The organism is Lysinibacillus sp. NPDC086135, assembly GCF_044746345.1.
Classification (GTDB): domain Bacteria; phylum Bacillota; class Bacilli; order Bacillales_A; family Planococcaceae; genus Lysinibacillus.
The window spans coordinates 41,204-66,935 of the sequence record NZ_JBIVCA010000010.1 but is presented as its reverse complement, the minus strand read 5'-3'; the positions used below and the strand labels follow the sequence as shown (position 1 = coordinate 66,935).

Sequence of the window (25,732 nt, the reverse complement as noted above, 5' to 3'; positions counted from 1 at the left end):
TTATTACCATTGTCATCTTCAACGAATTCTCCATTATAATTACGCTGTTTCATTTCTTCTATAACTTCTTCTGTGTTGTTAAATTTAATCCTATACAGTATTCCTTTGAACCCAACTGAATCCTTATGAAGGTTATCAATATGACATAAATAAACGCTCACAATATCAATTCCTTTATATTTAAGTTCATCATTTTCGTTTGCCTAATATCTTATTCATTTTCTTACCTTCTAGGAATCCATTACTTTTCTTTTTAGATTTAGATTTAGAATTCATAGCTTCAGTCATTTCAATATATTCTTCCATCGTGATACCTAAATTAATCGGATTGGTATCGTCATTTTTATGTACTTCTATTAAAGTTCTGGATAACATGTCCAATGATTCTCTTAGGCTTCTACCTGTATCAATGATTGCATTTTTACTCATTTAATTCACTCCTACATTTAATAATATATATTGGTTTCATTTAATATTAAAAAACTTTTTCGAAAATATTGGTAGTTCATTATTATTTACCATTGCTCCAATAGCAACCCCTATGTTCACAAAAGGCATCATTACAAAAAGCACATCATTTAATTCCGCCTTTAACCCTTCTTTAATTAAATTTCTTCTTACTTCGTATCTAGCCCATAGAACAGTAAAGATGTAGATGAGTATTATTAAGAATATACTCATTTAGTAACCTTCTCTTCAGTGTCCTCTTCTTTATCTTCAAATTCATCTTTAAGTATTTTATTACATTCAGCAACACATTCATCGCAAATAATTGCTAATGGACTTGCTATCAATTTCCTTACGTCTTCTTGTCGCTTTCCACAAAATGAACAATGTAAAACTTTCTCCTCACTTAAAAATGATAGCTCATCGTATTTTTCAGCCTTCTTAAACATTTTCATAAGTTCATTATTATATTTTTCCATGTTAATGATTACTCCCCTCCATCATCTCAACTTTAAAAGCTTCAGCATAAGCGTTCATTTGCCTTTCACTAATTATTGGATCGAATTCAGTTGCCACCTGTTTTAATTGTCCCGCAATACTAAGAAGGAAATTAATATCGTCATTATTAAACTCACTTATTAATCCATTATCTGCCAATCCTTGTAGGTAATCAATTCTTTCTTGTTCGTTCATTTCAATCACTCCTTTATTATTTAACTAAATATTACCACACAATTATAATATATACAACCAATTTTATGTATTTTATAATTTAATTACTTTTTGGATTTTATTACAATCTAACAATTTATCTGTATAATAAAATAGATAAAAGATTTGTATATGTTGAAGGGTGATTATGTGAGTTCTTTAAGTAGTGAAGATAGACTTTTGTTCGAAAAACTTTTGGTCAGAAGTGGACGTGTGTTAGATTTCAACAATTTACCATTTGGGATTTTTGTTCTTGAATCCACTGGTATTGATATTTATGACGGCTACTATTCTGGTATTAGAATGTCAGATGCAAGTAGATTACGTTTGTTTATAGAAACAGAAAGTAATTTTGTTGTACAAAAATTATTGTCGGAATTACTCTCAATCTGGTATAAAAAGATGGTTGCTTATGATTATGAATTCAATAATGATGAGTCATTCGAAAGATGTAAAAAGATCTTAACTACACTAAATGATAATAATGCAATAGAAGATATTGATAATATTTCAGCAATTAATAATACTCAAGGAGTTGATTTATTATCTTCCGAAATTAAAGAAAAGTTGTTAGAAAACAATCCAGAATTAGCTTTAGATAGATTACATACATATAGTGTGAAGTTCTTTAGAGAGCTTTGCATAAAGCATGATTTGCAATTTGAAAAAGATGATGCTTTGCATACTTTGATAGCATCGTATTGGAAAGCATTAGAAAAATCTAAAAGTATACAGTCAGATATGACAATACAGATCCTAAAAACAAATACGAATATATTGAATAACTTTAATAACGTTAGAAACGACAAAAGTTACGCACATGATAATGTAATTCTAAATAAAAGCGAAAGCAAATTAATTTGTAATCATGTTATATCCTTACTAAAATTTATTGATGAAATCGAAGAAAACAGTACTGTTCAAAAGTCATTTTAAATATTTAAAAGCAACCAATGATTGTTGTATAATTACGTCGATTGGTTGCTTTTAAAGTTATTTTGATATGTATTTTATAAAACAAATATTCCAAATATTTTATTAAGCTTAATTTATATATTTTAATTTATTTGCATAGTCACTCATATGCTGTAATTTTTCTTTCTCTAATTTAATTATAAGCTTTAAATTTTCTTTATATCCTAAAGTACCGATTTCAAATGATTCCATAACTTTTTTAATACGATTAATATTACAATCTATATCATAAATAACAGGTAAAGCTTCGTACAACTCATGAATATTTTTATTCATTTCCTCATCTAACTTAGATAATTCAAAATCTATTTCAATAATCTTTTCATTTATAAATTTATCCATATAAACAACCTCCTACCTTTTCATAAAACGTGACCATTATTTTTAATTCTTAACACACCCATAAACATCAACTACTGATTTACCAGCAAATGTTCTATCGATAACTTTATATTCTCCACCAATTGACTTACAATCTATTTCTGATTCTTTACTTGCAATAGTTGTTATAGTTAATAAACCGATCATGAAAATGAACCCAAATATTATTACAAGTGCTAGAGATATATCATTCTTGCTTATCCACTTTTCTTTTGGTTGATGCTTATTTTCATCTTTGCGCTTCTTTTGGTAATATAGACTATCTATTATTCATCCTTCCTTTCTAAAATTAATAATTCCTCAACTCCACAATTTAGATATTCACATAATGTCTCCAAAGTATCATATTGTATTCCTTTAGATGTTTCATGAAAAATACCTCTTATTGCAGTTTTAGATAATCCAGTATCTCTAATCACATCTGTCATTTTCAGTTTTCTTTCTGCTAGTAATACTCTAAGGTTTAATTTCATTTTAACCACTCCTTTCAGTATTACTTTAACACTTAAAAGTACTTTAAACAACACTTTATGATTTGATAATAGAATCATATTATTCTATTGTTATTTTTTACTATTAGTCCTATAATGTTCATTTCTTTAGTAATTCATGGGTTTCGTAAATGTTTCCGATAACTTTAATATTGTCTTTATGTTCAGCTAAGTAAGAAATATTACCACCTTCTTCAATTACATCGAACATGGCATTTTGGAATTTCACAACGCCATTAACACGGTCACTATAAACCGATACAGCATCATTCTCATAAATCTCATTGTCGTTATTATCATTTAATCCAGAATACTGTCCTACGCTTTCTGGATAAACCTCGATTCAACCTCCACTTTCAGTAAAAACAAGTGTCTCACCAGACTTACCCACTTCTTCTGCAAATTCTTTCGTAAATTTTGTTGTATGAACTCCTGTACCATATATCCATTGACTGTTAACCATTTCCTCGACTGCATATCCACGAATTTTAATTTCTCTCATTATGTATTTCCTCCTTTAATTTACTACTATACTAAATGTGTTTCCTTACACTCTTTACATTCCCATGATCTTTTATAATTATTTCTCTTATCTTTCTTGCCTCTAATTAATTTACCATTACATGTGAGCAACGTATTTCTTCTGTTCGAATTGCATCTCGTTTTTGTTTCATTTCTAGTAGTTCTTCTTTTGTGTACTTTTCATTATAATTTCTATTTGCACTTAACATCATAGCTGCAATTGTAGTTAACGGATTCGAACCTATACCACTGACAATTCTGTTTAACTCTCTTGTGTTCATTTTAGTACCTCCTAGTAAACTTTTTTATAAGTTCCAAACTCAGTTTTTTCAAATCCTTTCTCGATACAAGTTAGTTCAAACTCTTCTTCCTCTCTAAAATAGTGAGTTTGAGATAAGAAATTCTTTAAATCCCATTCACTCCACTCTTTATCCGTAATTTCTTTTTCTGAAATATTAATCATGTTTTGTAATGATTTAACCATGTCCTTCATTTCATCTAGTGTCATTGTTACACTTGCGGATTCATATCCTACTGTATTGTACAAGTGAACCATATAATCATTATCAATACTTATAGAAATATACGTTTGATTGTCTTCATGATATTCGTATTTCTTCACCTTATACCCCTCCCTTAACTTTTTATAAAACTATCCTTTTATTTAGATGAGTAACTACATAAGCTACTCATCTTTTGGTATATGGTACAGCATTACTGCTACTTTAATTTCTTTATTACTGTCACCGTTTAAATGGAAGATATAATTAAACCAACTCTCATCCTTTTCATCAACAAACTTAATAAAGTTTTTATGAGTCTGGATTGATTCTTTTGCCGTTTTAATAACATTTGTAAAGTCCTTATTATCGACAAACATTATCACAGAAGTTTTAGAATCTCTCCAAGTTAAATATCCCAACAGTTGGTCTATTGTTTTTAAAAAGCCATTTCCCCCTGTCCAAAATTTGCACTCACCTACGAAAACATTTCCTCCATTATATCTTAATAGGATATCAGTCTTACCACTTTTATTAAATGTTTCTCCAGTAGCACTGCCTTCAAAGTTTGGTTCTAACATCATTAAGAAATGATCCCTTAATACTTCTTCGCCTTTATCTCTAAATACTGATGGAATTCTTTCGAATTGTTTACCCATATCATTTATTATTTTCAAGATATCGTTGTAGGTTTTATCATCTAATGTTGGGTCTGGAATAAAGTTCTCTGTTGTTTCAATCGGTTTAACAGTAATCTTCTTCTTCACCTTTACACTAGGAATGGAAAATGTTTTAGAAATATCGTCTTTCTTTCTTACAGGTATATTTAATCCTGCTTTTATCTCCCTTCTTTTTAAGAATTCATTTTTCCTTGACATAAAAATGTCTGTAATATATTCCTTCAGATTTGAATTAAATTCTTTTAAATCAAAATTTAAACTTCTAACATGATTATCTAAGTTGACTTTAAAATCTTTAAACTTTCTTTCTGCTTCGGAATAATTATTCTTAGTGACTGTGATCCTCTTTACTATTTCATTATTACTTACATACGCATTAATTACTGAATGATATCGTACGGATGAAGAAATGTAGTTAACAGTTTCTTCCTCGCCTGCAAATGGTATCTTGTAGTAAATAATAGGCACTTTACTATTAGAATTTGAATTGAACATTTGATAAGATAATTCTACTGGTAAAGATTCTTCTATTTCATCACCAATTATGTTTTCATCAAAAATTTCAATAATATCAATTTTATTTTTTTCGAATAAATAATCAATATACTGTTCTTGCCCAATATTCAAGATATAATCTTCACTCTCATCTTGAATAGAAGTTTTAATAATTTCTTTTTTAGAAAATAAGTAAGGGTATAATTCTTTACCAAATAATCTTTTTTCTAGATAAGACAAAGATAACAACCATCCTTTTTATTGTTTGTTATATCGTACTAAAAAGTATTTGTTTTTACAATATTCTCCTTCTATTCTATAATACGAATCTTTTATCCAATATTCGATACTTAATTTCCCCAGAAAATACGTATTTCAGTTCTCATATTCTCAAATTTTTCTATACTGAAAGTAATGGGTCTGGTTTTACTACCTCTCCTTATAGGCTTTTCAATCCTTTCAGCAATATACCCTAAAGATTCTAATTGAGTCATTATGTAATTATAATCCATATATGATATTTTATCTTTAAATCTGTAGTCACAGCTATATAGTCCTGATTTACAATGATTTTTAATTGAATTAAGTATATCTTTTAACAATTTATTTCTTTCATTTTCAAAATTTTTATCAGTTAATGACTTCGCTTCATTTGCATTCACTGTAACCGTCCACTCCTCTTCATTATATAATATGAACATTTTATAATATTGTATAGTTAAATTTACTTTATTATGTATTTTATAATTTATTACCCCAAGATACTTCAAATGAATACTTTAAACTTACTGAATCCATTTCAAATTTATTCACTTGTAAACCTTTCTTTTTTAAGACAATCATTACTTCATTCATACCGTCAGTATCCAGTATACAATCAAAGTGTTTAAATAATTTTCTGTAACGCCCTTCTTTCGCAACTATTTCGCATTCGCTTAGAACATTATCAACTACTTCTAATATTGGTGCTTTTACACCTGATAACTCACGTAAATATTCTGCATTAATTTCCATTTAATCATTCCTTTTTGTTTAATTTCTCTTCATAATACATGATCAACTCATATTCATTTTTTAAATTAACATTTGCATCATCTGTTAATACGTCATAACTTTCTTTAATGCACTGTACTCTCAACTCAAATAGCAAATTAAAGTCAATATCAAATTTATTACCATACCCTTTAAGAACATCTACTGATGGAATACGCATACCTTTCTCATAATAACTAACTAGTGAATGAGATACATTTATTATTTTAGCAACTTCAGCAAGCGTCAAGTTAGACTCGTCTCTTAGAGTTTTTAGTTCATTTCCTAATACTTTTGAAAATTGATTTCTTTTTTCCATGACATTACCACCTTATTTATTGTTTTCATGTCATTATACCATTTTTTAAATAAACATTATTTTCCTACAGTATATTTTTATAATAAATCACTTTTATTTAATATTTTTATGCAGTCTCTCCAACATTTTAAAATCTCTTTCATCTAATGCTTTATCAATCAATGCTTGAATATCTGTAATAGCACTTTCTTTATTTGGCTCAATAGCTATATTGTTTTTAATTAATTCAACGTATGGTAATTCATTATCCTTAATCCATAACTCTGATTCACCATTCGTAATTAAAAATCCATTGTCCATAATTAATTTTGTAATTTTATAAATTTCAGAACTATTGAAGTTATTCTTTTCTGCATTATCTATTCTACTAATATTTAATAATTTAACATAATTGTTAACTCCAAAATTGTATCTATTTGCAATTTGTACATGCTCTATATATTTCATATCTGTATCAAATAGAAGAATTTCTTTCCCATAAACTTGAATATAAAAAGCACCTTTACTTGCTCCTAACTCTACTACAAAATAAGGAACTCCGTTCTCTAAAATTGCCCTATTATCGGATGTCGAAACCTTATCTTTATTATTGAAAATTACAATATCACCTTTATAAACTACCTCATGAGTCATGAAGTTTCATCCCTCCTTACTTAATAATATTCAGTTATTATTTAATACTATCAACGTTATTTTTTGTCTCAGCCTCAATTAACTTTCTACCTTCATATGTCTTATATAGATCCCAATTTGCTTCAACTTTAAAGAAGTAATCCTCAATAACTTTTTTATATTTATTTACAACATTGATTTCATCTCCTTTAAATTTTCTACGTAATGTAATTTTAGAACTTTTTTTATGACTATAATCCTCAACATCAACCCAAGTCCGATTGACATCGAAATCCTCATCGACAACATCAATAATTTTATAGTTAAATTCATATTCATCGTTATTTAATTCTTTCATGGCTTTTACTTCAATGATTTTTGAAGAATCGAATACAATTTCATCTAATGGATATACCTCAACTCTATATTCATCTCCACCAGAATTGTTTTTTAATTCAACATACTTATTTGCTTTATCAATATCTGTAAAAATACATTCAATTCCATAATCCGAATAACAACCACAAGTAATTACATAAACCTCTTTCATATTAACCTCTCCATTTTCGATAATATCTATCTTTTATTTAACTTTTAATATTATTTCCAATTGATTTTAGACATTTTATTACTATTCAGCACACTTTATATATCAAATAAATTGGAGCTCTATATGAATTAAATAAGCGTTAATTCATTAGTAAAGCCGTATGCAACATTTCCGAAAGTTAGATTACCAGTATCGACCAAGCGAAATGCAAGTAAAGGTTGCATAAATCTTTGTATATAAAGAATAAGATATTAAGATACATAATATACAGTATTTACGATTTATAATTTCACCTTTTCAGGTAAAATTCTAATCGTTTAATTTTCCTCCTTTTCTTCCTTTTTGAGACTTCTATAACTTATCTAAATTAACAGTATAATGGTTATTAAACTTTTCTAATCCTCCATCTCCAAATGGATCGTATTCTGCTTTGTGTTTAGTAATAGTAATTAGTTTTTCTTTTGCCAATAATTTATTGTACTTTGTTACAGAGAAATTACTTATTCCTAAATCAATTTGAATAGTTTCATAACTTGGATAGCAAAATAGCTTTGTAATATTGCTTCTGTTAATATAGGACTCATAATAATACATTAATCTAAATCCAATTAAGCCTATTCTATCAATTGATTTGATTAATTCTAAAGGAATTTGTGTGAAATAGTCACTTTTATAAGGTTCTAACATTATAATTTGTAATGGTTTATTAATCGGTAGTTTGTCTTTGTCTAGTTCGTACTTAATTAAACCTTGGTCATGTAAATTTACAAAACACTTCTTGATAGTTCTATTATCAGTAATTCCTGTTACAACTTTTATATCTTTAAGTGAAACGTCTATTTTGCAATTATTAAATGCTTTAAACTTCTTAAATAACAAAAATGCATAAATAGCAAAAGACTTCTCATCAACATTGAATCCTATATTTCTTACAATTTCAGTTGGTACTTGTAACCAGATTGCTTTCTCCTCACTCATTCATTTTGATTCCTTTTATGTATTTTCTATTTTAAATTGACAGAGCACACAGTCTTGTATCGTTTTGCTTTTAAGCGACTCAACAATGTTATGATGAAAATTTTCCTCTTCAGCACACTTCCAACAAATAGAATTAAATCCTTCTTTTAATTTACCATGTAGTCTCTCTGACTTTTCTTCACATGACTGCAATGCAATTCACCTCACTCTCTATAATAGATGTGTTTTAATGAAAGTTGAAAATTTAATTTCTTAGCTTTATAACCAAATTTTCTAACCATGTCATATAAGGTGCACTTTCTTCACTGTCTAAGTATTCTTTTACTAGATCATAATTATCGACAATTTCAAAAGGAATATCATTTTCTAATTTAAAGTATAAAGTTTCTTTATGGTCTTCAGGGTAATGATTTGTATCAAACCAAGTCTTAGTACCAAAGCCTAAATCATCTTTCCACCTTGTAATAGTCACTGATTTATTGTATTTTACAAATTCACTCATATCTAAAATATACCCATAACTATCACTATAATTAGCATCTTCAACTCCGATAACTCTTCCCATCATAAATGGGTCTACAGATTCTTCAATGTACAAGTAAACATCTTCTTTCATTTTCACTACTGGTCGATATCCACTCATGATTAACTTTTTAAACTCGTATGATTTCATAATTATCTTCACTCCTTTCATAATAGTTCTATTTCATCTAAAATTTAATCTTTATAAGCATCAGCCATTCCTTTTGTATATGCTAATGCTTTTATTTTTGATTCTTCTAATTTATTTTCTGGAATTGTCTCTATAATGTCTACAAATTCCTTTACATAACAATTTACATCCTCAAATCTTCTTTGTGAATTTCTCCCTAATAAATAATCAATAGTTACATCAAACAAATCAGCCATATTAATTAAAGTTTCTAATGTAGGTTGCTTTGTACCGTTTTCATATGCAGTATAGGAAGTCCTTGCTACATTCAATTTGTCAGCAACATACCCTTGAGTCCAATCTTTATTTGATACTTTATTTTCTTCTCTTAACTTCTTAAGTCTCGCTGCTAATATATCCATGTATTCACCACCTTCAGTTTAGCTTTGAATAATAACTTCATATTAATAATAAAAACTAAAGCTTATCATCAGTAATATCAATACCAAAGTCATCGAGTTTCTTCATTTTTTTAAATATATTCCAAAACCTTTTTGGCTTTTGTTCTTCTATGCTTTCATAATAACAAGAATTACATATGTAGTCTTCATTGATTCCTAGTTCATTTAGGTGTAACTTTGGTAAACGGTTTTTCTTTGCAATACATGAGCGATGCTGTCCACTTGAAAATGTCATATGACCACATGTATTTCTATGGGCATGAATTTTTGTACGTTTAGTTGCAGATATTTCACCGCCATCACCCATCTTTACCAAGAGTCCACGACAATAGCCCACACGAGCTTTATAATTATAGGGACGCCTACACTTAGCTTCTTTTTTCTCATATTCTTCATCAGTTAAATCGAATGTACACTTACCTGTGGCAAGTTTATAACAGTCATGTTTACTGAATGAGAAACAATATGATTCTTTTCTAGGATCAATTACTACGTCGTACTGGTACGTCATAGTTATATTTTCCTCCTTATAATAGACTTCTTTTATTTTACCTTTTGGAATTTCTAAAAGTCTTTTCATGGACAATATTAAATATTACAACTGGGTCGCACTTATATAGTCTTGATAATTCTCTTTGACTATAACCATCTTCATACATCTTTTTTATATCTTTAACCTGTCTAAGGGTGACACTGTTTCCGTTTCTTTCTTTTAAATATGCCCAATCATATTCAGGATACGTCATTTCAATTATTTCAGAAGCATTCATACCTAGAGTTCTGAGCATTCCTCCTAGATTGTTTTTATGGAAGGTTGAATTTGATATATCTCTTGACACTTTTTCTAAATTCCATTGCAACTCTTCCTCTATTAACCATTTACAAGCTGCAACAGCATTTTCTTTATTCCAAAAACCAACTGGTACTCTACTCTTTTTCATCTCCCATTCTTTTATTTCCCACTCTGGAAAACTCTCTACAACATAAGGATAAATATTTTTCTGATAGAGTTTAGCCAATCCGCCATTCAGTCTATATTTATAGATGACGGCTATACAAAAATTCTCACAAAATTGATTTCTATCCCATTCAAATTTATCAAGAACAAGATATCTAGTTAGTTTGATAAGAGTGTCTTTACTGTCTATCTGATCCCATGTAAACAAAGGGAAGCGTGATAGTTCATTATTTAACACTTCTTCATATATTTCAAAAATCGACTTCATCTCCATATCGCTTCCTCCTTAATAAGCCTACATTATCTAGATATACTCTAATCTTCATAGTCTAATATACAATTTCACTAAGAAGCTCATCAATGTCGTCTTGGTGGTATGGAGTTATGTTTTTTAGCTTTATTAGAAAATTTTTCATTTTTAATGGATCTACACAAGTAAATTCAACTTCTTTTTCCTCAGTAACTACATTTAATTCTAATCTGTTTGGCTTTCGGACTATATCAAATGCGAGTAAAAATTGAGCTTCATTTAATGTAGTGGAAATCACCTGTAATGCTTCTTTTATTTGAACATTTGCTTTCATAATTATATTCCTCCTAAGTTTTATAAAATGCTGATATTACTTAATGTTCATTTATTCCTTAAAATTATCCCAATAAACACCATTAATATAAGTTCCAACGTTATAACCAAGGTAATCTTCGACTAGTCTTCCAAAAGAATGATTAACATTGAATAAGTCCATTATTGCCTTTTGTTTATCGTTCAGTTTAAGATTTATTGACATAGTGACACCCAAATCTCCTATTGTTGAATCTTCTTCTTTCATTTCTGCTAAGACTTCTTCCTCACTTTTAAAATCTTCAATGATATAGTAAATATCTATACTGTCAATCTTTAAGAAAGAGTTTTCAACTTCATTTCCAATTGTATCACCTACGATTTTCTCTAATAGTTCATATTGTGTTGTATTCTTTATTTGTATTTGTAAATGAGTTAGTAAGTATTTTAAGACGTAATTCATAATCGAATTGAAATCTTTTTCTACATGTCCTTCTTCTATCATAAATACGATTTCTTGCGTTAAATCACTGTGGAATTCGTTTAGTATGTATTTGTGCATTGGATGTGTAATATCTTCTAATACATTTTCCCAAATAACCATGTTTTCTTCATAAGTTTTCATCATATATTCCTTCTTTCTTTTTATATTCCATAATCTCCAGATTCTACAATAATTTGTTCGCCATGCCATTCTTTTAAAAATTCTTGATATGCTATAAAGTTTTTGATATCAAATTCAAAATTTTCAATATCTGGATATAACTTTCGTATTTCTATTATTTCATTCCAAATTAAATCAGTTAATTTAGATACTAATCTATGCTTAATCTTAATAGAAAACATATCTTTTAATAATTTCAAGGATACCCTATCTAGATAAAGAAAAGAATCTAGTGATCGTTCGATATAATATTTGTTAGTTGAAGCTGTCACATCCATCTTAATCACCCTTTATCTATTATTTTAATTTTACTTGATGCTCAAATGGTATACAACTTCCAACTACAAATATTAATTTGTACTTATAATTAGTTGCTGCCTCCATTTAATCTTAACCTGATATTACCATACACTCAAAATTAAAGTCAAACACATTTATGTATTTTTATATTTAATTTTAAAGTAGTTAAAGTAAATCAAAAATTCTATACGATTGAAATTTCAAAATCATACAATTAATAAATCAAGATTTTGTCTATCTCTATATTCGCATTAAAAATTCTACATATTCTAATTTTCTAAATGTAAAATTCTACGATTTTGATTTTTTAATTCTACAGTTTTGATTTTTCAAATACTGCTATCTTGCATGTCTAACTAAGAATTGGTTCACATCGATCAAACAGCTATTGTAATTTAATAAAGAATATTATTTATATATTTAGTTAGCTAACAACTTCATATATCCCTTTTGCAGCTCTTTCATTTGATCCTTATAGTAATCAACTTCTTCTTTTGTATAGCTTGGCGTAAATAACGCAGGAACATCAACTTCTATATCTGAGTTATTTACTGAGATTTCATAACGAGCAAAATCATATTTATCCACTAATTCGAACCCATATTCATTATTTATATTGTTAATGCATTCTTCTCTAACTTCTTCACTCATTTGTAACAGTGAATTGTACACTTCATATTTATTGTAACTAACTCCATTATTACAATCCGCAGCATTATTAACAACTAATTTTAATTGATTCATCATTTTTATATCCCCTTTATTTTTTAAGTATTTATTCATATAAATTATATCACAACAACTTAACTTGTTTCTTTGTAAGATTAGCTCATTTCAATATCAATATTCCAATTTTCAATAAATAATTACATTATTATGTATTTTATATTTTAGTTAACATAAGAATAATCGAGTTAAAATAGCGTTAACCATACTCTAAGTAGATGATTGGAACTTTGATTAAAATGTATCTTACTTGTAAGCTATAAGTAAATTATACATAAGATACTAGTAAGATACAATAGTTTTTTAAATTTTTTTGTATATTTTGGAAGTATTAATTATTCTTGTCTACTCCCTTCTTATTTATTCACATGAATTTGAGATAATTGTTTATTGATCCAGTTTTAATTCTTCCTCACTGGATAGGTTATAGAAAGAATTGAATTTTTCTTGTAACATGATCTGGTGATGAGTTTTAAAAAGAGATCAATCATATTAGCAGCTATCTAATTAAAAAAATCACTTTTAATAGGAAGAAACTAAATTTTTGATAATTGGATCACTCACAAAGGTTAATATATAAACGTTTCGAGCAACTTTAAAAATTTTATATAAATAAATACATAAAAGCATTGACCAAAGAATGGTATAAATGATATTATAAAAACAGTTAATAAATACATAAAAACAAGTGAGTGCTTTATAAAGTCTCCTAGCCGCCATGACCTCAGTAGAGTGAGCGTACAATGTAACAAAGTAGCGATGATATGAGCATAGGTAATTTTATAAAGTACTTACTTAATAGGAGGAATTTATAATGAAAAAATTTAATGTTGCTGAAAATATTATGGTTACTACTTCTAAAAGTTTTAAAAATTCTATCCAATCGGCTGTAGATTTTACGTCGAGGGAGCGTAACTCATACGGTCAAACTATATATGATCGTTCATTTATTGCTACTATCGTAACATTCAACCCAGTAAATAAAGAAGTTGAATACTTCGCTGTTCGTGAGTTTGTAGACACAGACAATACAAAACGTATCAACGAATTAATCCAAGATACAATTACTCGAATTTCATCTAAAGATGAATATACACAAAATGAATTAGTTGCTATTATTAAAGCTTCTGAATTTGAATACTATGGACTTGTAGGTTATCCATCTAAAGAAGAACAGGAAAACCGTAATTTAAAATTAAATAATAAATTTATGTCTTTGTATATCAATATTATTAGTCAAAACAATGATAACAACCAAGAAATTGAAGTATTAAAATTATCCATTCGTTCTTTTAACTGTTTAAAACGTGCTGGATATAACACTATACAACAAGTAAAAAATGCTACACTTGACGAAATGATGAAAGTTAGAAACTTGGGACAGACTTCTTTAAATGAAATTGAAGAAGCCCTAGGAATTAAATTTTCATAAATAAAAACTCGTCACAGCGAGTATAAAAAGACATTAAGCTGTGAGCGTTCCTTCCAATAAGGAAGGAGGTTGTAATACAAAATACATAATCAATCAGGAGGAATTAAAATGAAATTACAAAACAAAATCAGCGCATTATCTAATATGACAGCTAAGGAGTTACAAGTAGCAGCAAACAAAGAAGGCTTAGCATGGTACAACCGTGAGGAAAAGCGAAAAATGCATAAAGGTGAAATTCTTACAATGTTAACTGGTTATTACGCAAACTTAATTGGACAAGATCAAAACAAAGAATTAGAAATTGAAAACTCAACAACTGTTCAATTGGTTACACATTTCAAAGAACTAGCTTCCAATGCAATTAATGCAGCTAAAGAAGATTATGATCAAGCCGCGCAACAATTGAGTACTGTTAAAGAACTACTATCAGACGCATTTGTAAAGCTGCATGATAAGCTTACAGACAAGAAAAACAAATTACTGGCTCGTAATTGGGCTTTAACAATAAATAACATTAAATGTATTGTGTCTACAGCAGAACGTAAAATTAACGCTGTAGTAGCTTAAATAAAAAGTAAATATTAACAAAGTTCTTTGAAAGTCATTTCCCCTACTCTGTTCACTTAAATAATAAAATAAAAAAGGATGGTACTTAATTATGAAAATCAAAAACCTTTTACTTTCAATCGTTACAGCTTTCACTCTATTCACGGGTGCAACTACAAGTATAGATGTTATAGCTAAAGAAACAAATAATACTTCAAATAAATGTACTCAAATACAAACAAATGAATTAAATGATAATCAAACAGAGTTATTCTACATGTACAGCAATAAAGAAGGTCATTACTTCCTTGATCCAAAAGCCGAAACTGAAAACGTTATTTTTGTTGGATTAAATGATTATAAGATAGATGAAAATTTTAAAATTGATACTACTACCCTTCATCATGGTAAAAAGTTTATCGGTACATTTGTAGATGATTCATTATGGGAATTGATTAAATTGGAGGCTGTCGATAAATGAGTATAGAAAAGAATATTATACTATTAGAACAGCTATATAAATCATGTTTACATACTCTTAGAGAGTATAAGATTCCATACAGTGAGAAACATGAAGAATTACTTAATACAATTATCAACTATACAAATACAGATGCAGTCGACTTATTAGATGTCATAGAGCCTTTACACGAACTTATTTACAATCATGAAAATTATGTTCATTATCGAGAATTAGACAATGACGATGAAGATTAAGTAAATCAACTGTATTATAAAATAAATAATTGGAGGAATTTAAAATGACAAACATAAACTTTAATCAATTCGAGGATGAATTTGGAAATGTTATTCAAGAATTTGAAGTTATTAAATATGAAAAGTATGCTGACGGTGAATGGGTTGAGGTTGAAAGAAGAGAATCTGGAAGAACATATTTTAATGTTGATGGTAAGCTATATTATAGAACTGGTAATTCTTCTTTCCCATTGAATATGGATTTTAACTCATCTACTTGTGGAGCATGTTTTGTTATTGGCGAGAATATTTATGGTAAAAAGAAAATCACTAGTAACTTAGAATTATTCACTATAAAATATCCAAAAAGTACATTAACATTACACAAACAAACTTATTCAGATAATACATGTTTTTATTCCCTTCAAGAGCCAAACGGTTCATTTAAAGTTAACTATGGAAGTAGAGATATTAATGATTTAATTAGTCAATTACAACATGAAAATAAAGTTTATAGTAGTAACATCCAAGATTGTAATGAAGAAATTATTTTAAATATTGTTCACGCTAATAATGAAATGATTAACTATATGAAAGGTGTCCATAGTATAGCATCTTAACATTAAATAAAATAACCATATTAATTACTTCCCTACTCTCCTTTCACAGATAGATATACATAAAAGGAGGTAGAGCAAATTGAAAGTATATGCAGATTTAAGACACATTATAGATGATTTAAAAGCAAGTAAGAACTCAAATGAATTATACAACAAGATCCAAAAATATAAGGATAATATCAAAAGTATAGCTGCAGCTAACGATACAAGTATTATTGTTGAGGTTATTCAAAATGAATTGATTGTAGTTGCTGATAACGTGGATAAACATATTAAATTAAAATTTGATGATTGAGAGGTTTTCCCTACTCTCAATTTACATAGGAGGATTCATGATGATTAGTAAAATTAAGTCTACATTAGATGATTTTTTATGGATGGATGATGACTCACCAGAAGATAAAGCTTCTTATTATAAGTTTGGAATTACTGTAAATGTATTATCAATTGCTTTATTCTTAATAACTAAAATTAATTAATAAAATACATAATACCACTTTACAACATTATGTATTTATAGTATTATAAAGACAAGGAAATGATAACGAGTCATTAAGTTGACTGCTTGAAGTACAGTTTAAATAAATAACAAGTTTGTTTATTTGAATCATATTTCAAGTCATAGTAAGTAAAATCATTAAACTATTGGAGGGAAATAAAAATGAAAAATTTAATCGATTCAAGAATTGAAAAATTAAAAGAATTAATTCCAAACAACTTAAGCGTTAGTGTAAAAAAATTAGGAGGTAAAATATACGCAAATTGTAAAGGAAATTCTATTATCGTAAAATCACCTAACCAATTTAATGAATGGTTACGTACTATGAATGATTTTGTAGAGCCAGAAAGAATTGAATTAACTAGTAGAATATCTAAAATTGAAAATGAATTTATAAAAAATATTTAATAACCATAGCAAATTTAATTAATAAAATACATTTTTCTAGCTTATTTATTAGGAGGAGCAAGAAATGATAAATCAAAAATTTTATATTGGTCAACAATTAAAGAATTCGATAGAAGATAATTTCCCGATGTTCGTTATTACTGAAATTACAACTTTAAAAACTACAGGTGCAGTATATTATCGTGTTGAAGTTATTGGTGATAGTGAAAATACATTCATTCTACACGAAGAAGATTTAATTCCATTTGAAGAAACTGCTCAAATAGTAGTTAGTGACGATGTAAAAGCATTTGAAGAAGGTAAAAAATACATCTTCTCACCTAGTAAAATCCAAGTCCCAGAAATTAATAAATGGATCAATCATATTGTTGATAATGTCGTAAAAGTACAATTAGAAGGCTTAGGATTTATTATTGTTAACCATCCAAGAAAAGGTTTAAAAGAATATCCAATATATCCTAAGTTTTGCAAAGAAATAATTTAAACATATAACTAAGGAGAATATAATAAATGAAAATATTAGTTAATGGAATTATTTACGATTCAACTAAAATACCAGTTGTAATTGAATTTGATTCAAATGAAGAAGATTTATTTAATGGCGTGAAAAAGTTTGTATCTACTCCTCCAGATTACACTGTTGAACAAAAAGAAGAATTAATGAACATCAATCTTTAAATAATATATGCTTATTATCTAAAAATTAAATAATAAAATACATAAAATAACTTGTAAAACAGTTTCGAATCGTTTATAATTTTAATTAAGGAAATACATAAAACTTTTAAAGGTGGTTATTCAAATGACAAACTATTACGACAAACAAAGCTCGAAAGTTGCCTTAATGCATGTACTTGAAAACAATGGATGGACTATTTTCGGATATACTCCAGATGCAAGTGACGCAATGACTGACTACTGGAGTCCTGCTCATTGGGATGGTGTAGCAACTAAAAACGGTTTTGTATTATTAGTAGATCAGTATAGCACTTCTAATAGTGGTCGTGAAGTTAGATCATACAATTATAACGCCAATGGTAAAGTGAACAACTACGATAAAATTAAAAAGCTTGAAGCAACTATGAATGATGAAGCTTCTAGCGAAAACGAAAAAGAAGTAGCTTCTAAGAAAATTGAAAAGTTAAAAGAAATACAAGAAACTTCTTATACAGTAGAATATGTATTCCCTACTTTTTCACATAAAACTCCTAAAATGAGTATGTGGCATATTGAAAAAGACGGCGAACTATTAGCAAAAGGAAATGGCTTAATTAGCGCTTACGATATTAATGACAGAGAATTAACAAAGCAAAACATGGAAAAGTTAGTATCTAAATTTGAAGCTGTTTTAAATGGCAGTGAACAGCTAGTAAAGGTTGAAAAACCAGTAGTTAAAAAAGTTGATAAATTAGTAAAATCAGAAAGCAAAGAATTAATCGTTGAACAATCTATTATCAAACTTAATCATAATTTTACAGGTGGTTTTTATAGAGGTACAGCGTTTGTATTGACTAAAGTTTCAGAAGGTTCAAACGGTAAAAAATACAGTTTCGTAAAGTTAGGAAAGAAATTACAAAAATTGAAAGAAGTTTCTAATAACTTATTATGGATCAGTGAAGAAAGACTTCTAAATTATATTTCAGATTCTACTATTGATGTAATGGAGATTAAAGAAGTAGAAGAAGTTACAACTAAAACGGTATACCAAAAAGCAAAACGTAAACCAGAACAACCAAAAGGACACATCGAAATTGAAACTACAGAAGAGGTAGTTCAATCTACTGAAATGCAGTCAGAAAAATTTGAAGAAGTAGAAACAACTACAGATGAAACTTCCTCCCCTACTCCATCGGACATTTACTATAAATTGAATGAGGAGAAAAACGGAGTTGAATTATATTTCAGCGATAAACCTAGTGAGGAAATTCGCACTCAACTAAAATCAAGTGGTTTCAAGTGGAGTCGCTTCAACAAATGCTGGTACTCTAAACAAAATGAAAATACATTGTCATTAGCTGAACAACTTTCAAGTGGGAATATTGAAGCTTCAGAGGCTATAGAGCCTTTTGAAATTGAGTTAGTGGAATTTGTTGATATTGCACAATTTAAAGTCAATGAAGAAACTGAAAAACGTTTAATTGATAATTCATTATTTAATAATGGAAAACAAGTCGGTCGTGAAACAAATCAATTACAACTTACATTATCCAATTTACTAGAGAAAACAAAAGAAGTTATAGAACTAGCTGATAATAACTATAGTAAAAATACACTGATTAATGGTTTTAATGCTTTTTGTGAACGCTATGCAAGAGAATTGAACAGTTATCTATATCAACGTTCTGTTAACCCAGGATGGGCAGTAACTGGACGTGGTGGACTGAATGTATCACGCTATAACAAGAATCAAGATCAATTGCATAATAAAATGGGTAAAGTTGTGGAAATGTTAGAGAAACAAAAAGGAATTTTGGAGAAATATGAAAGTCGTATCATACGAAACAATGCCTATAAAGCTAAACAAGCTATTAATGATACTATTTCAAATATTGAAGATTGTACATTAATCTTTACAACCCAAAAGCGTACAGTGACATTGAGAAACGGCTTTACTAATGATGTGAGATGTTATATAAGTGCAAATTATTATATTGCAAAAATCGGTGGATGTTATCGAGTATTTGACAATGTGACTAATAAAGAGGTTTGCGATTTTAAGACTACAGATAAATTAGATTATGTTAAGAAGTATGTAATGCATTTAGAAAGTCAACGTGTTAAACAAGCTATATAATTTTAAATAATAAAATACAAAAAAATGAAAAGGATGATTAATTATGACAATTAAAATTATTGTAAATTTTACTAATAACGATTTTTTAACTACTTCTATAAACTGCACACTAAAAGAAGCTAAAGAGTGTTATATAGGTCAATCATTTACAGATAGTAATGAAAATACACGACAAGGAGTAAATGTTTACTTATACGATGAATGGAAAGAGTCAGTACTTCAGTATTGCATGGATAATAATAACACTGTTTTAAATTTTGATGATTACAGACAGTTAATGACTTTTAAAACTCATCAAAATGAAATGATAACAGTTACCTATGATGAAGTTAACAATTCGATGAGCGCTATTAAAGGTTGGACATTTGGCGACTTAATGGGCAATGGTTGGGGAAATCCTTTATATGATACTAAAGAAAAAGCTATAAATATGGCAAAACAATTCTTTAAATCAAGTGAAGGACGCTTTATTGAAGTAGGTTATCTGATTAACATTAATAATCAATTGAATGTTGTAAAAACAGAAAACATTATATTTTAAATGAAATATTAAGGAGGATTAATCCAATGGAAAATATCACTGTAAAGATAGTAAATGAAACAGCTTGCTTAATGTTAATGCAAAGTAATAAGATGTTAGATTGTTTATTCATTAATAAATACTTCTTTGACACTCTCTCACCAGATGAGTATACAATGTTTGCTAATGTGTACAAAGAAGCCTATAACGCTACGCAATGCCTTGTAACAGCTAAAGAAAAAACTGAGCAGACAATTGATCAACTACAATTAATAACGGTGTAAATAGCTATGATTACACGTAAAGAGCTTCATAGTCACTTCAGTATTAAGGAACATGTAAAAAAGTTTCTAAGTGTAAATATTAATAAATTAAATTTACAACCACCTACCACACTACATACTACAAAATTAAAGTTTGATAAGTGGAAATGTGAACCGCTTCATAATGGACAGTTACATTTTATAACGGTATGTAATGATGATATAAAAGAAAGTTTACGTGGAATAGAATTATTAAATGGAAATGTGATTGAAATGGTTAAAAAGTCAGATTGTGAATATAAAATTAAATTTAAAAACAAAAGAGTCTACAAATTGAGTAGATACTTTTAGTATGAAATTATTTAATAAAATACATAAATAGTATTGTGTTTTATTAATTTATGGTATATAATAGAATTATATTAAAGGAAAGGAGTTGGACAAGTGTAGTATGGATGTTGAACACATTATCATGCTTATAGGCTCAATCGTAGCAATCTTTAAAGGAATTACTTCTTCCTTAAAAGACATGCACGACATGAGGACAAGCAAAAAGCGACCTTCTTCCAAGCCGTCTGGAAAACGAAAGAAGAAAAGTCGCAAGTAGTCGGAGGGGATTTATTCCCCTTCCCTATTGATAATAATATTACCATACTCACTTAAAATATGCTAAAGAAAATCGGTTATTTAAATTTATTTTTTATATTGTTCTTGCCATTCTTGATGTATCAATGGATTGATTTTGGAAAATTGACTGTATTTGATTGGATAATATTTGTACTGTACGGAATACTTGTGATTGTATTTATAGTTAGGATTGTGATTGTTGTGATTGGATCAAAGGGAAATTAAACATGAAAGTTATGATATTTTGAGCAGCTAACTTATATCTAAGCTGCTCTCTTCTTTTACTTTAAATTTTATTTAATAAAATACATAAATATATTTGCACAAATGGAAAATCTATGGTATACTATATTTAAGTTAAAGAATTACATAAAACATTTAAAGGTTGTAGATGCAACAAGGCATCAAACCAAAAGGAGAAAATAACAATGACAAGTGCAATTAATGTAATATTAGAAAATTCAAATCCAATTGAAACTGCTTTTATTAACAACTTGTTTGAAGATATTACAGAATGTTTTGAAAGCTATGTACGTGATTATAAAACAGCTCTTACATTTGGAGAAATTATTGAATATATGAAAGGTTATTTCACAGAAAATTTAACAACATGTGTAGAGTATTCACCAGTAATGTCTATGATTCGAAACGTATTTGATTTAAAGCCTAATGTGTATGATTTATTCAATGACATTGATATCAAATTTAACTTTTACCAAAGTGAAAATATTTCAAATATTGATTTTTCTAATATAGAAGAAGATGATTTACACAACATTATTCATTGTGAACACTTCCATACTGTTGATATTACATTTTCAGATAAACAGCTTGAAGTATTGAAAACTATTGACATGGTAGATTTCTTGGGATCATTGATAAATGAGCAAACTAATATTGATTGTATCACAGTTAATGGATATGCGTATGATGAAGTTAAGGAATGTATCTAAGTAGTTAATTTTTAAAGCCACCTTTTCGGTGGTTTCTTTTGCATTTTAATAATATAAATACATAATAAAGGATTGAATATAGATTGAATATGATTAGAGCTGATACATTCTATTGTTGTACCGATTCCCTACTCACTTGTAAAATAAAATTGAAAAGGATTGATTAACATGATTGATGTAACTGAAAAAGAAAAGCTAAAACAAAGAAAAGAAGAATTGGAAAAGGAGTTACAATTAATAGAATCACAACTTATTGACAATGAAGAAATTGCAGAAGTATGCATACCTTGTGAACATTATTACGGATCATCATCTAGTGTATTTTTAATATTCGGTATCTACGATTCGGAATCAAGTGATCCAGATCAAGAATATGTAAATTGTTTTATATGTAAAAATAAAATTAAAAGGCATTATTCTTTTATTGATAGTTTGAAACTAGTTAGAGACAATGATTTTTTAAATGAACTAGTAATTGAACATAGTCAATTCTTAACAGATGAAACATTAGACGTACTAATGAGTATGATAGTTGAAATATCAGTCCCCTCTTTCTTTGTTAGGATTAATAAAAAACACGGAATTCAAAACAATTTAGATGAATTATTAAATCATAATTACATAAGAGTAATAGAGGCAGAAAATATTAATCACGTTACAGTAATCTTAAACGCTAAAAAATTGAGATTGTATGAAAATGAAGATGTACTTAATACAATGGAAGTTCAGAATCAATTCAATTATCCATATATAACTAATAAAAATAAAAGAACTGAAAGATTGAAGAAATTGAAGAATGACTTTACTGAAGATGAAAAAAGCGAATTATTAAAAAGGTTTAATGGTAAATGTGCATTCACTGATAAAGAAGTAAATTTACATATGGATCATGTAATACCAGTTGTATGGGAAATTAAAGGTACTACTCTATCTAACATGCTTCCTATCTGGGACAGCATAAACTCATCTAAACATGATAGTAACGTATTTGAATGGTATAAGAATAATGCTGAAAGGTTTGATGTCAAAGAAGAACTATTTATTGATGCACTGACTTACATTGCTGAACTGAATTCAATGACTTTAGATGAATATAAGAAATATGTTTACAGATGTGAAGAAATTAAAAACGGAAAGGTTGATTAATAATTAATATCACTAATATTAAAGTAGGAAGTACATATAAAAATTATAAAGAGTTATGCTTTGCACTTGAAGAAAAAGTTAAGACTGGTAACGCTAAGAAGTATCAATTGATCGACTGGGAAAGATATTTTAAATATGATAAGGATGGATATAAATTTATAATAAAAGAAATACATAATGAAATATTATATAAAAAAGATGGACGTAAACAAGGTAACAATATTCTCCCTTTTATAGATGAGATGGAATTATTATTAATAGATTTATTATTGAAAAGTGAAAACAAAGAATTGACAATATCTAATAGCAAACTGTTGATTCTATTATGTTTAATTAATCCTAACTACATGACATATGTAAAAAACAAAGAGCACCTTTCAAAGTTAATAAACATGGATATAAATTTTATTATAGACTTCTATGACGTGACTAATTCTACATTTCGTTCTGCTATTAATACAGTAACTAAAAGACTAGAAAATAAACGTTTAGTCATACATGAACAAGTAACAATGGTTTGTTTCGTTGATACACCAGTACAAAAAACTATCACAGGGCATAACAAGATACATGATATGTTTGATTATAATAATGATTTAGATACTTATACATATAAAGATATAAAACCTAAAGAAGTACGTAGAGAAGCTACAAAGGATGAAAGAGAATTAATTGTTAGAGTTGAAAAGCATATCATGAAAAATAAATATGGCTATGATAATATACAAGATTTATTTATGGATGGTAAGGCTACTTCATTCTATTCAGATGTATCTAGAATATTATTCAAAGAATTAAATATTAAGAAGGCATATAAAGCACATAGATACACATTCAACATAGATAACTTAGAAGAAGAAAGGATTAAGTTATTAGATAAATATCAGATAGATCAATTACAAAAACAAATCAATAATAAGGTTATGATTCGGTTAGATGAAACCAATAACAAAAGGTATATAACAGCATTGAATGAACTATTAGAGACAGAAACAAATAAGGTAAGGACAAATGTTAGAGCAGATATTAATTATATAGATAACATTAACTTCCTTTCATCTAGCCTTATTGATAAGGATAATGTGGATAGTATTAAAAGTAATATGGATGATAAAACATTAGATGATATTGACTTAGATATGATCCATTATTAATTTGTTGTCCCTTTAATTTCCTATGTATAGTATTAAAGGATTTTAAACGGACAACATTTTATATTTAGTAAATTCTATATTCTAGATATGAGATAATTGAAATTATAGATAGTTAGAGTGATACCAGTGAGTATTGTTAAAAGGTTAAATTAGTGGTATTAGTTAAGGTTATGAGAATAATAGAAACTACACCAGTTAAATATTGTTTATGTAATGGGTAGAGAGTTGAAATATATTCTCTACTTTTTATTTTGTATTGGATTATAGGTTGTATAAATTGAGTGTGATGAATGAGCATGGATGGAAAGTATATGATTATATGTGAAATATAGAAAAAGAATACCTCGGCTCAACGCTGTCTGTTATACTACGAATATAACAACGTGACGTGTGCTCAGATGGTTTAAAAGAACCAACAAACTTTTATATAATATAGTTATACTTTTATGGTTATAAGAACGTATGTTCGTATTTTATAGTGAGTTGATAGAGTGTTTTATGTGTGTTATAGATGGTATTTATTGTAAGATATAGGTAAAATAATATACATTATATCCTTTAAACACTGAGTATGGGGGGGGTTAGTTTACATCTAGAGGTAATATGAGTGATCAAAATAGCGTGCTACCACATCTATTTCCACACCATGATGAAATTTACGATTCTAACTTTTCATTCCCCTCTCTTACCTTCCTTATTTATAATCCAATATACCTAAAATTAGTTCAACTTACCTATTTTGCACTTTCTCCGTTACTCGTAAACGTAATCGTAAATTTCATCAAATATCCTTATCAACATTGAATATTAACGTATAGTAAAATAGTAACAAAACACACTTTTCAACCTATTATCACCCTATTTTGACCTCTAATATCCGCATAAACATTGAATATTCACGACTAAACATGAACGACTAATTTCTATCTGCATTATATAACCTACTCAATTACCATATAAACACTGGATATATCATCATTTTATCTTCATTTCTGAAATATAAAAATGACTCGAAAATAAACGACTATTCGGCATCATTTACCTTATTAAATCTACAT

General features: G+C 27.9%; 44 protein-coding genes. 18 read left to right on the top strand and 26 right to left on the bottom strand.

Going from position 1 to position 25,732, the window contains the following annotated elements; genetic code table 11:
- Nucleotides 1-189: 189 nt before the first annotated feature.
- The 4 genes from ACIPKN_RS14155 to ACIPKN_RS14140 are packed head-to-tail and all read right to left on the bottom strand — an operon-like array spanning nt 190 to nt 1,140.
- Nucleotides 190-429, bottom strand: coding sequence for a hypothetical protein (locus tag ACIPKN_RS14155; protein ID WP_400937067.1), 240 nt, complete (start codon nt 427-429; stop codon nt 190-192).
- A gap of 36 nt (nt 430-465) precedes the next feature.
- On the bottom strand, nt 466-681 hold the full coding sequence (locus ACIPKN_RS14150) for a hypothetical protein (RefSeq protein WP_400937065.1): 216 nt from the start codon (nt 679-681) through the stop codon (nt 466-468).
- Entirely contained in the window at nt 678-926 is a 249-nt protein-coding gene (locus ACIPKN_RS14145) for a ClpX C4-type zinc finger protein (RefSeq protein ID WP_400937062.1), read from the bottom strand. Before ACIPKN_RS14145 ends, ACIPKN_RS14150 begins: the two co-directional genes overlap by 4 nt.
- A 1-nt stretch (nt 927) precedes the next feature.
- Nucleotides 928-1,140: a hypothetical protein gene (locus ACIPKN_RS14140; protein WP_400937059.1), complete on the bottom strand. Its 213-nt coding sequence runs from the start codon at nt 1,138-1,140 to the stop codon at nt 928-930.
- 168 nt (nt 1,141-1,308) lie between these two features.
- On the opposite strand from ACIPKN_RS14140, the gene ACIPKN_RS14135 reads away from it, so the two are divergent.
- On the top strand, nt 1,309-2,094 hold the full coding sequence (locus ACIPKN_RS14135; RefSeq protein ID WP_400937056.1) for an abortive infection family protein: 786 nt from the start codon (nt 1,309-1,311) through the stop codon (nt 2,092-2,094).
- A 108-nt stretch (nt 2,095-2,202) separates the two neighbouring features.
- On the opposite strand, the gene ACIPKN_RS14130 is transcribed toward ACIPKN_RS14135, so the two are convergent.
- From ACIPKN_RS14130 to ACIPKN_RS14025, 22 genes are all read right to left on the bottom strand, one after another.
- Nucleotides 2,203-2,475: a hypothetical protein gene (locus ACIPKN_RS14130; protein ID WP_400937054.1), complete on the bottom strand. Its 273-nt coding sequence runs from the start codon at nt 2,473-2,475 to the stop codon at nt 2,203-2,205.
- 42 nt (nt 2,476-2,517) lie between these two features.
- On the bottom strand, nt 2,518-2,661 hold the full coding sequence (locus ACIPKN_RS14125; RefSeq protein ID WP_400937051.1) for a hypothetical protein: 144 nt from the start codon (nt 2,659-2,661) through the stop codon (nt 2,518-2,520).
- A 119-nt stretch (nt 2,662-2,780) separates the two neighbouring features.
- Nucleotides 2,781-2,987: a helix-turn-helix domain-containing protein gene (locus tag ACIPKN_RS14120; RefSeq protein WP_400937049.1), complete on the bottom strand. Its 207-nt coding sequence runs from the start codon at nt 2,985-2,987 to the stop codon at nt 2,781-2,783.
- A gap of 118 nt (nt 2,988-3,105) precedes the next feature.
- A complete protein-coding gene (locus tag ACIPKN_RS14115; protein WP_400937421.1) occupies nt 3,106-3,348 on the bottom strand; it encodes a YopX family protein in 243 nt (80 codons plus the stop codon).
- Nucleotides 3,349-3,507, bottom strand: a complete 159-nt coding sequence (locus ACIPKN_RS14110) for a hypothetical protein (RefSeq protein ID WP_400937046.1) — start codon at nt 3,505-3,507, stop codon at nt 3,349-3,351.
- 106 nt (nt 3,508-3,613) lie between these two features.
- The gene (locus ACIPKN_RS14105; protein WP_400937044.1) at nt 3,614-3,808 is read right to left on the bottom strand and encodes a hypothetical protein; all 195 of its coding nucleotides are present in this window, start codon (nt 3,806-3,808) and stop codon (nt 3,614-3,616) included.
- 11 nt (nt 3,809-3,819) lie between these two features.
- Nucleotides 3,820-4,149, bottom strand: a complete 330-nt coding sequence (locus ACIPKN_RS14100; protein WP_400937041.1) for a hypothetical protein — start codon at nt 4,147-4,149, stop codon at nt 3,820-3,822.
- Between the two features lie 63 nt (nt 4,150-4,212).
- A complete protein-coding gene (locus tag ACIPKN_RS14095) occupies nt 4,213-5,442 on the bottom strand; it encodes a hypothetical protein (protein ID WP_400937038.1) in 1,230 nt (409 codons plus the stop codon).
- Between the two features lie 110 nt (nt 5,443-5,552).
- Complete coding sequence (locus tag ACIPKN_RS14090; RefSeq protein WP_400937035.1) at nt 5,553-5,864, bottom strand: hypothetical protein; 312 nt, start codon at nt 5,862-5,864, stop codon at nt 5,553-5,555.
- 79 nt (nt 5,865-5,943) lie between these two features.
- A complete protein-coding gene (locus ACIPKN_RS14085) occupies nt 5,944-6,216 on the bottom strand; it encodes a hypothetical protein (RefSeq protein WP_400937033.1) in 273 nt (90 codons plus the stop codon).
- A gap of 4 nt (nt 6,217-6,220) precedes the next feature.
- Entirely contained in the window at nt 6,221-6,553 is a 333-nt protein-coding gene (locus ACIPKN_RS14080) for a helix-turn-helix domain-containing protein (RefSeq protein WP_400937030.1), read from the bottom strand.
- Between the two features lie 93 nt (nt 6,554-6,646).
- On the bottom strand, nt 6,647-7,186 hold the full coding sequence (locus ACIPKN_RS14075; RefSeq protein WP_400937027.1) for a hypothetical protein: 540 nt from the start codon (nt 7,184-7,186) through the stop codon (nt 6,647-6,649).
- 37 nt (nt 7,187-7,223) lie between these two features.
- Complete coding sequence (locus tag ACIPKN_RS14070; protein WP_400937024.1) at nt 7,224-7,715, bottom strand: hypothetical protein; 492 nt, start codon at nt 7,713-7,715, stop codon at nt 7,224-7,226.
- 351 nt (nt 7,716-8,066) lie between these two features.
- A complete protein-coding gene (locus tag ACIPKN_RS14065; RefSeq protein WP_400937021.1) occupies nt 8,067-8,693 on the bottom strand; it encodes a hypothetical protein in 627 nt (208 codons plus the stop codon).
- 244 nt (nt 8,694-8,937) lie between these two features.
- Nucleotides 8,938-9,366, bottom strand: coding sequence for a hypothetical protein (locus ACIPKN_RS14060; protein WP_400937018.1), 429 nt, complete (start codon nt 9,364-9,366; stop codon nt 8,938-8,940).
- Between the two features lie 44 nt (nt 9,367-9,410).
- Nucleotides 9,411-9,767 (bottom strand): helix-turn-helix domain-containing protein, encoded by a 357-nt coding sequence (locus ACIPKN_RS14055; protein ID WP_400937015.1) that lies wholly within the window; start codon nt 9,765-9,767, stop codon nt 9,411-9,413.
- A gap of 55 nt (nt 9,768-9,822) precedes the next feature.
- A complete protein-coding gene (locus tag ACIPKN_RS14050; protein ID WP_400937012.1) occupies nt 9,823-10,317 on the bottom strand; it encodes a hypothetical protein in 495 nt (164 codons plus the stop codon).
- Between the two features lie 37 nt (nt 10,318-10,354).
- Nucleotides 10,355-11,038 (bottom strand): DUF4046 domain-containing protein, encoded by a 684-nt coding sequence (locus ACIPKN_RS14045; protein ID WP_400937010.1) that lies wholly within the window; start codon nt 11,036-11,038, stop codon nt 10,355-10,357.
- A gap of 55 nt (nt 11,039-11,093) precedes the next feature.
- Complete coding sequence (locus tag ACIPKN_RS14040) at nt 11,094-11,348, bottom strand: hypothetical protein (RefSeq protein ID WP_400937007.1); 255 nt, start codon at nt 11,346-11,348, stop codon at nt 11,094-11,096.
- Between the two features lie 51 nt (nt 11,349-11,399).
- A complete protein-coding gene (locus ACIPKN_RS14035; RefSeq protein WP_400937005.1) occupies nt 11,400-11,954 on the bottom strand; it encodes a hypothetical protein in 555 nt (184 codons plus the stop codon).
- Nucleotides 11,955-11,971: 17 nt separating this feature from the next.
- The gene (locus tag ACIPKN_RS14030; RefSeq protein WP_400937003.1) at nt 11,972-12,268 is read right to left on the bottom strand and encodes a hypothetical protein; all 297 of its coding nucleotides are present in this window, start codon (nt 12,266-12,268) and stop codon (nt 11,972-11,974) included.
- Nucleotides 12,269-12,710: 442 nt separating this feature from the next.
- Entirely contained in the window at nt 12,711-13,037 is a 327-nt protein-coding gene (locus ACIPKN_RS14025) for a hypothetical protein (protein ID WP_400937000.1), read from the bottom strand.
- A gap of 793 nt (nt 13,038-13,830) precedes the next feature.
- Between ACIPKN_RS14025 and ACIPKN_RS14020 the strand changes: the two genes are divergently transcribed.
- The 17 genes from ACIPKN_RS14020 (at nt 13,831) to ACIPKN_RS13940 (ending at nt 24,674) form a co-directional block, all read left to right on the top strand.
- Nucleotides 13,831-14,448 carry a DNA-directed RNA polymerase subunit alpha C-terminal domain-containing protein gene (locus ACIPKN_RS14020; protein ID WP_400936997.1) on the top strand — a complete coding sequence of 206 codons (618 nt, stop codon included), beginning with the start codon at nt 13,831-13,833 and terminating at the stop codon, nt 14,446-14,448.
- 108 nt (nt 14,449-14,556) lie between these two features.
- Nucleotides 14,557-15,015: a hypothetical protein gene (locus ACIPKN_RS14015; protein WP_400936994.1), complete on the top strand. Its 459-nt coding sequence runs from the start codon at nt 14,557-14,559 to the stop codon at nt 15,013-15,015.
- Between the two features lie 91 nt (nt 15,016-15,106).
- On the top strand, nt 15,107-15,475 hold the full coding sequence (locus ACIPKN_RS14010; protein ID WP_400936991.1) for a hypothetical protein: 369 nt from the start codon (nt 15,107-15,109) through the stop codon (nt 15,473-15,475).
- Nucleotides 15,472-15,711: a hypothetical protein gene (locus ACIPKN_RS14005; protein ID WP_400936989.1), complete on the top strand. Its 240-nt coding sequence runs from the start codon at nt 15,472-15,474 to the stop codon at nt 15,709-15,711. The genes ACIPKN_RS14010 and ACIPKN_RS14005 overlap by 4 nt, the downstream gene beginning before the upstream one ends.
- A gap of 44 nt (nt 15,712-15,755) precedes the next feature.
- Nucleotides 15,756-16,310 (top strand): hypothetical protein, encoded by a 555-nt coding sequence (locus tag ACIPKN_RS14000; RefSeq protein ID WP_400936986.1) that lies wholly within the window; start codon nt 15,756-15,758, stop codon nt 16,308-16,310.
- A 79-nt stretch (nt 16,311-16,389) separates the two neighbouring features.
- Nucleotides 16,390-16,605 carry a hypothetical protein gene (locus tag ACIPKN_RS13995; protein ID WP_400936983.1) on the top strand — a complete coding sequence of 72 codons (216 nt, stop codon included), beginning with the start codon at nt 16,390-16,392 and terminating at the stop codon, nt 16,603-16,605.
- Between the two features lie 37 nt (nt 16,606-16,642).
- On the top strand, nt 16,643-16,789 hold the full coding sequence (locus ACIPKN_RS13990; RefSeq protein ID WP_400936980.1) for a hypothetical protein: 147 nt from the start codon (nt 16,643-16,645) through the stop codon (nt 16,787-16,789).
- A 182-nt stretch (nt 16,790-16,971) separates the two neighbouring features.
- Complete coding sequence (locus ACIPKN_RS13985; RefSeq protein WP_400936977.1) at nt 16,972-17,217, top strand: hypothetical protein; 246 nt, start codon at nt 16,972-16,974, stop codon at nt 17,215-17,217.
- Nucleotides 17,218-17,281: 64 nt separating this feature from the next.
- Entirely contained in the window at nt 17,282-17,701 is a 420-nt protein-coding gene (locus tag ACIPKN_RS13980; RefSeq protein WP_400936974.1) for a hypothetical protein, read from the top strand.
- Between the two features lie 26 nt (nt 17,702-17,727).
- A complete protein-coding gene (locus ACIPKN_RS13975; RefSeq protein ID WP_400936972.1) occupies nt 17,728-17,895 on the top strand; it encodes a hypothetical protein in 168 nt (55 codons plus the stop codon).
- Nucleotides 17,896-18,019: 124 nt separating this feature from the next.
- Nucleotides 18,020-20,011, top strand: a complete 1,992-nt coding sequence (locus ACIPKN_RS13970) for a hypothetical protein (protein WP_400936969.1) — start codon at nt 18,020-18,022, stop codon at nt 20,009-20,011.
- Nucleotides 20,012-20,054: 43 nt separating this feature from the next.
- Complete coding sequence (locus ACIPKN_RS13965) at nt 20,055-20,552, top strand: hypothetical protein (protein WP_400936966.1); 498 nt, start codon at nt 20,055-20,057, stop codon at nt 20,550-20,552.
- 26 nt (nt 20,553-20,578) lie between these two features.
- Nucleotides 20,579-20,815: a hypothetical protein gene (locus ACIPKN_RS13960; RefSeq protein ID WP_400936963.1), complete on the top strand. Its 237-nt coding sequence runs from the start codon at nt 20,579-20,581 to the stop codon at nt 20,813-20,815.
- Between the two features lie 6 nt (nt 20,816-20,821).
- The gene (locus ACIPKN_RS13955) at nt 20,822-21,145 is read left to right on the top strand and encodes a hypothetical protein (protein WP_400936961.1); all 324 of its coding nucleotides are present in this window, start codon (nt 20,822-20,824) and stop codon (nt 21,143-21,145) included.
- A gap of 704 nt (nt 21,146-21,849) precedes the next feature.
- Complete coding sequence (locus tag ACIPKN_RS13950; protein WP_400936959.1) at nt 21,850-22,374, top strand: hypothetical protein; 525 nt, start codon at nt 21,850-21,852, stop codon at nt 22,372-22,374.
- Nucleotides 22,375-22,542: 168 nt separating this feature from the next.
- Nucleotides 22,543-23,520, top strand: a complete 978-nt coding sequence (locus tag ACIPKN_RS13945) for a hypothetical protein (RefSeq protein WP_400936956.1) — start codon at nt 22,543-22,545, stop codon at nt 23,518-23,520.
- A gap of 107 nt (nt 23,521-23,627) precedes the next feature.
- Nucleotides 23,628-24,674 (top strand): hypothetical protein, encoded by a 1,047-nt coding sequence (locus ACIPKN_RS13940; RefSeq protein WP_400936954.1) that lies wholly within the window; start codon nt 23,628-23,630, stop codon nt 24,672-24,674.
- Nucleotides 24,675-25,732 lie beyond the last annotated feature (1,058 nt).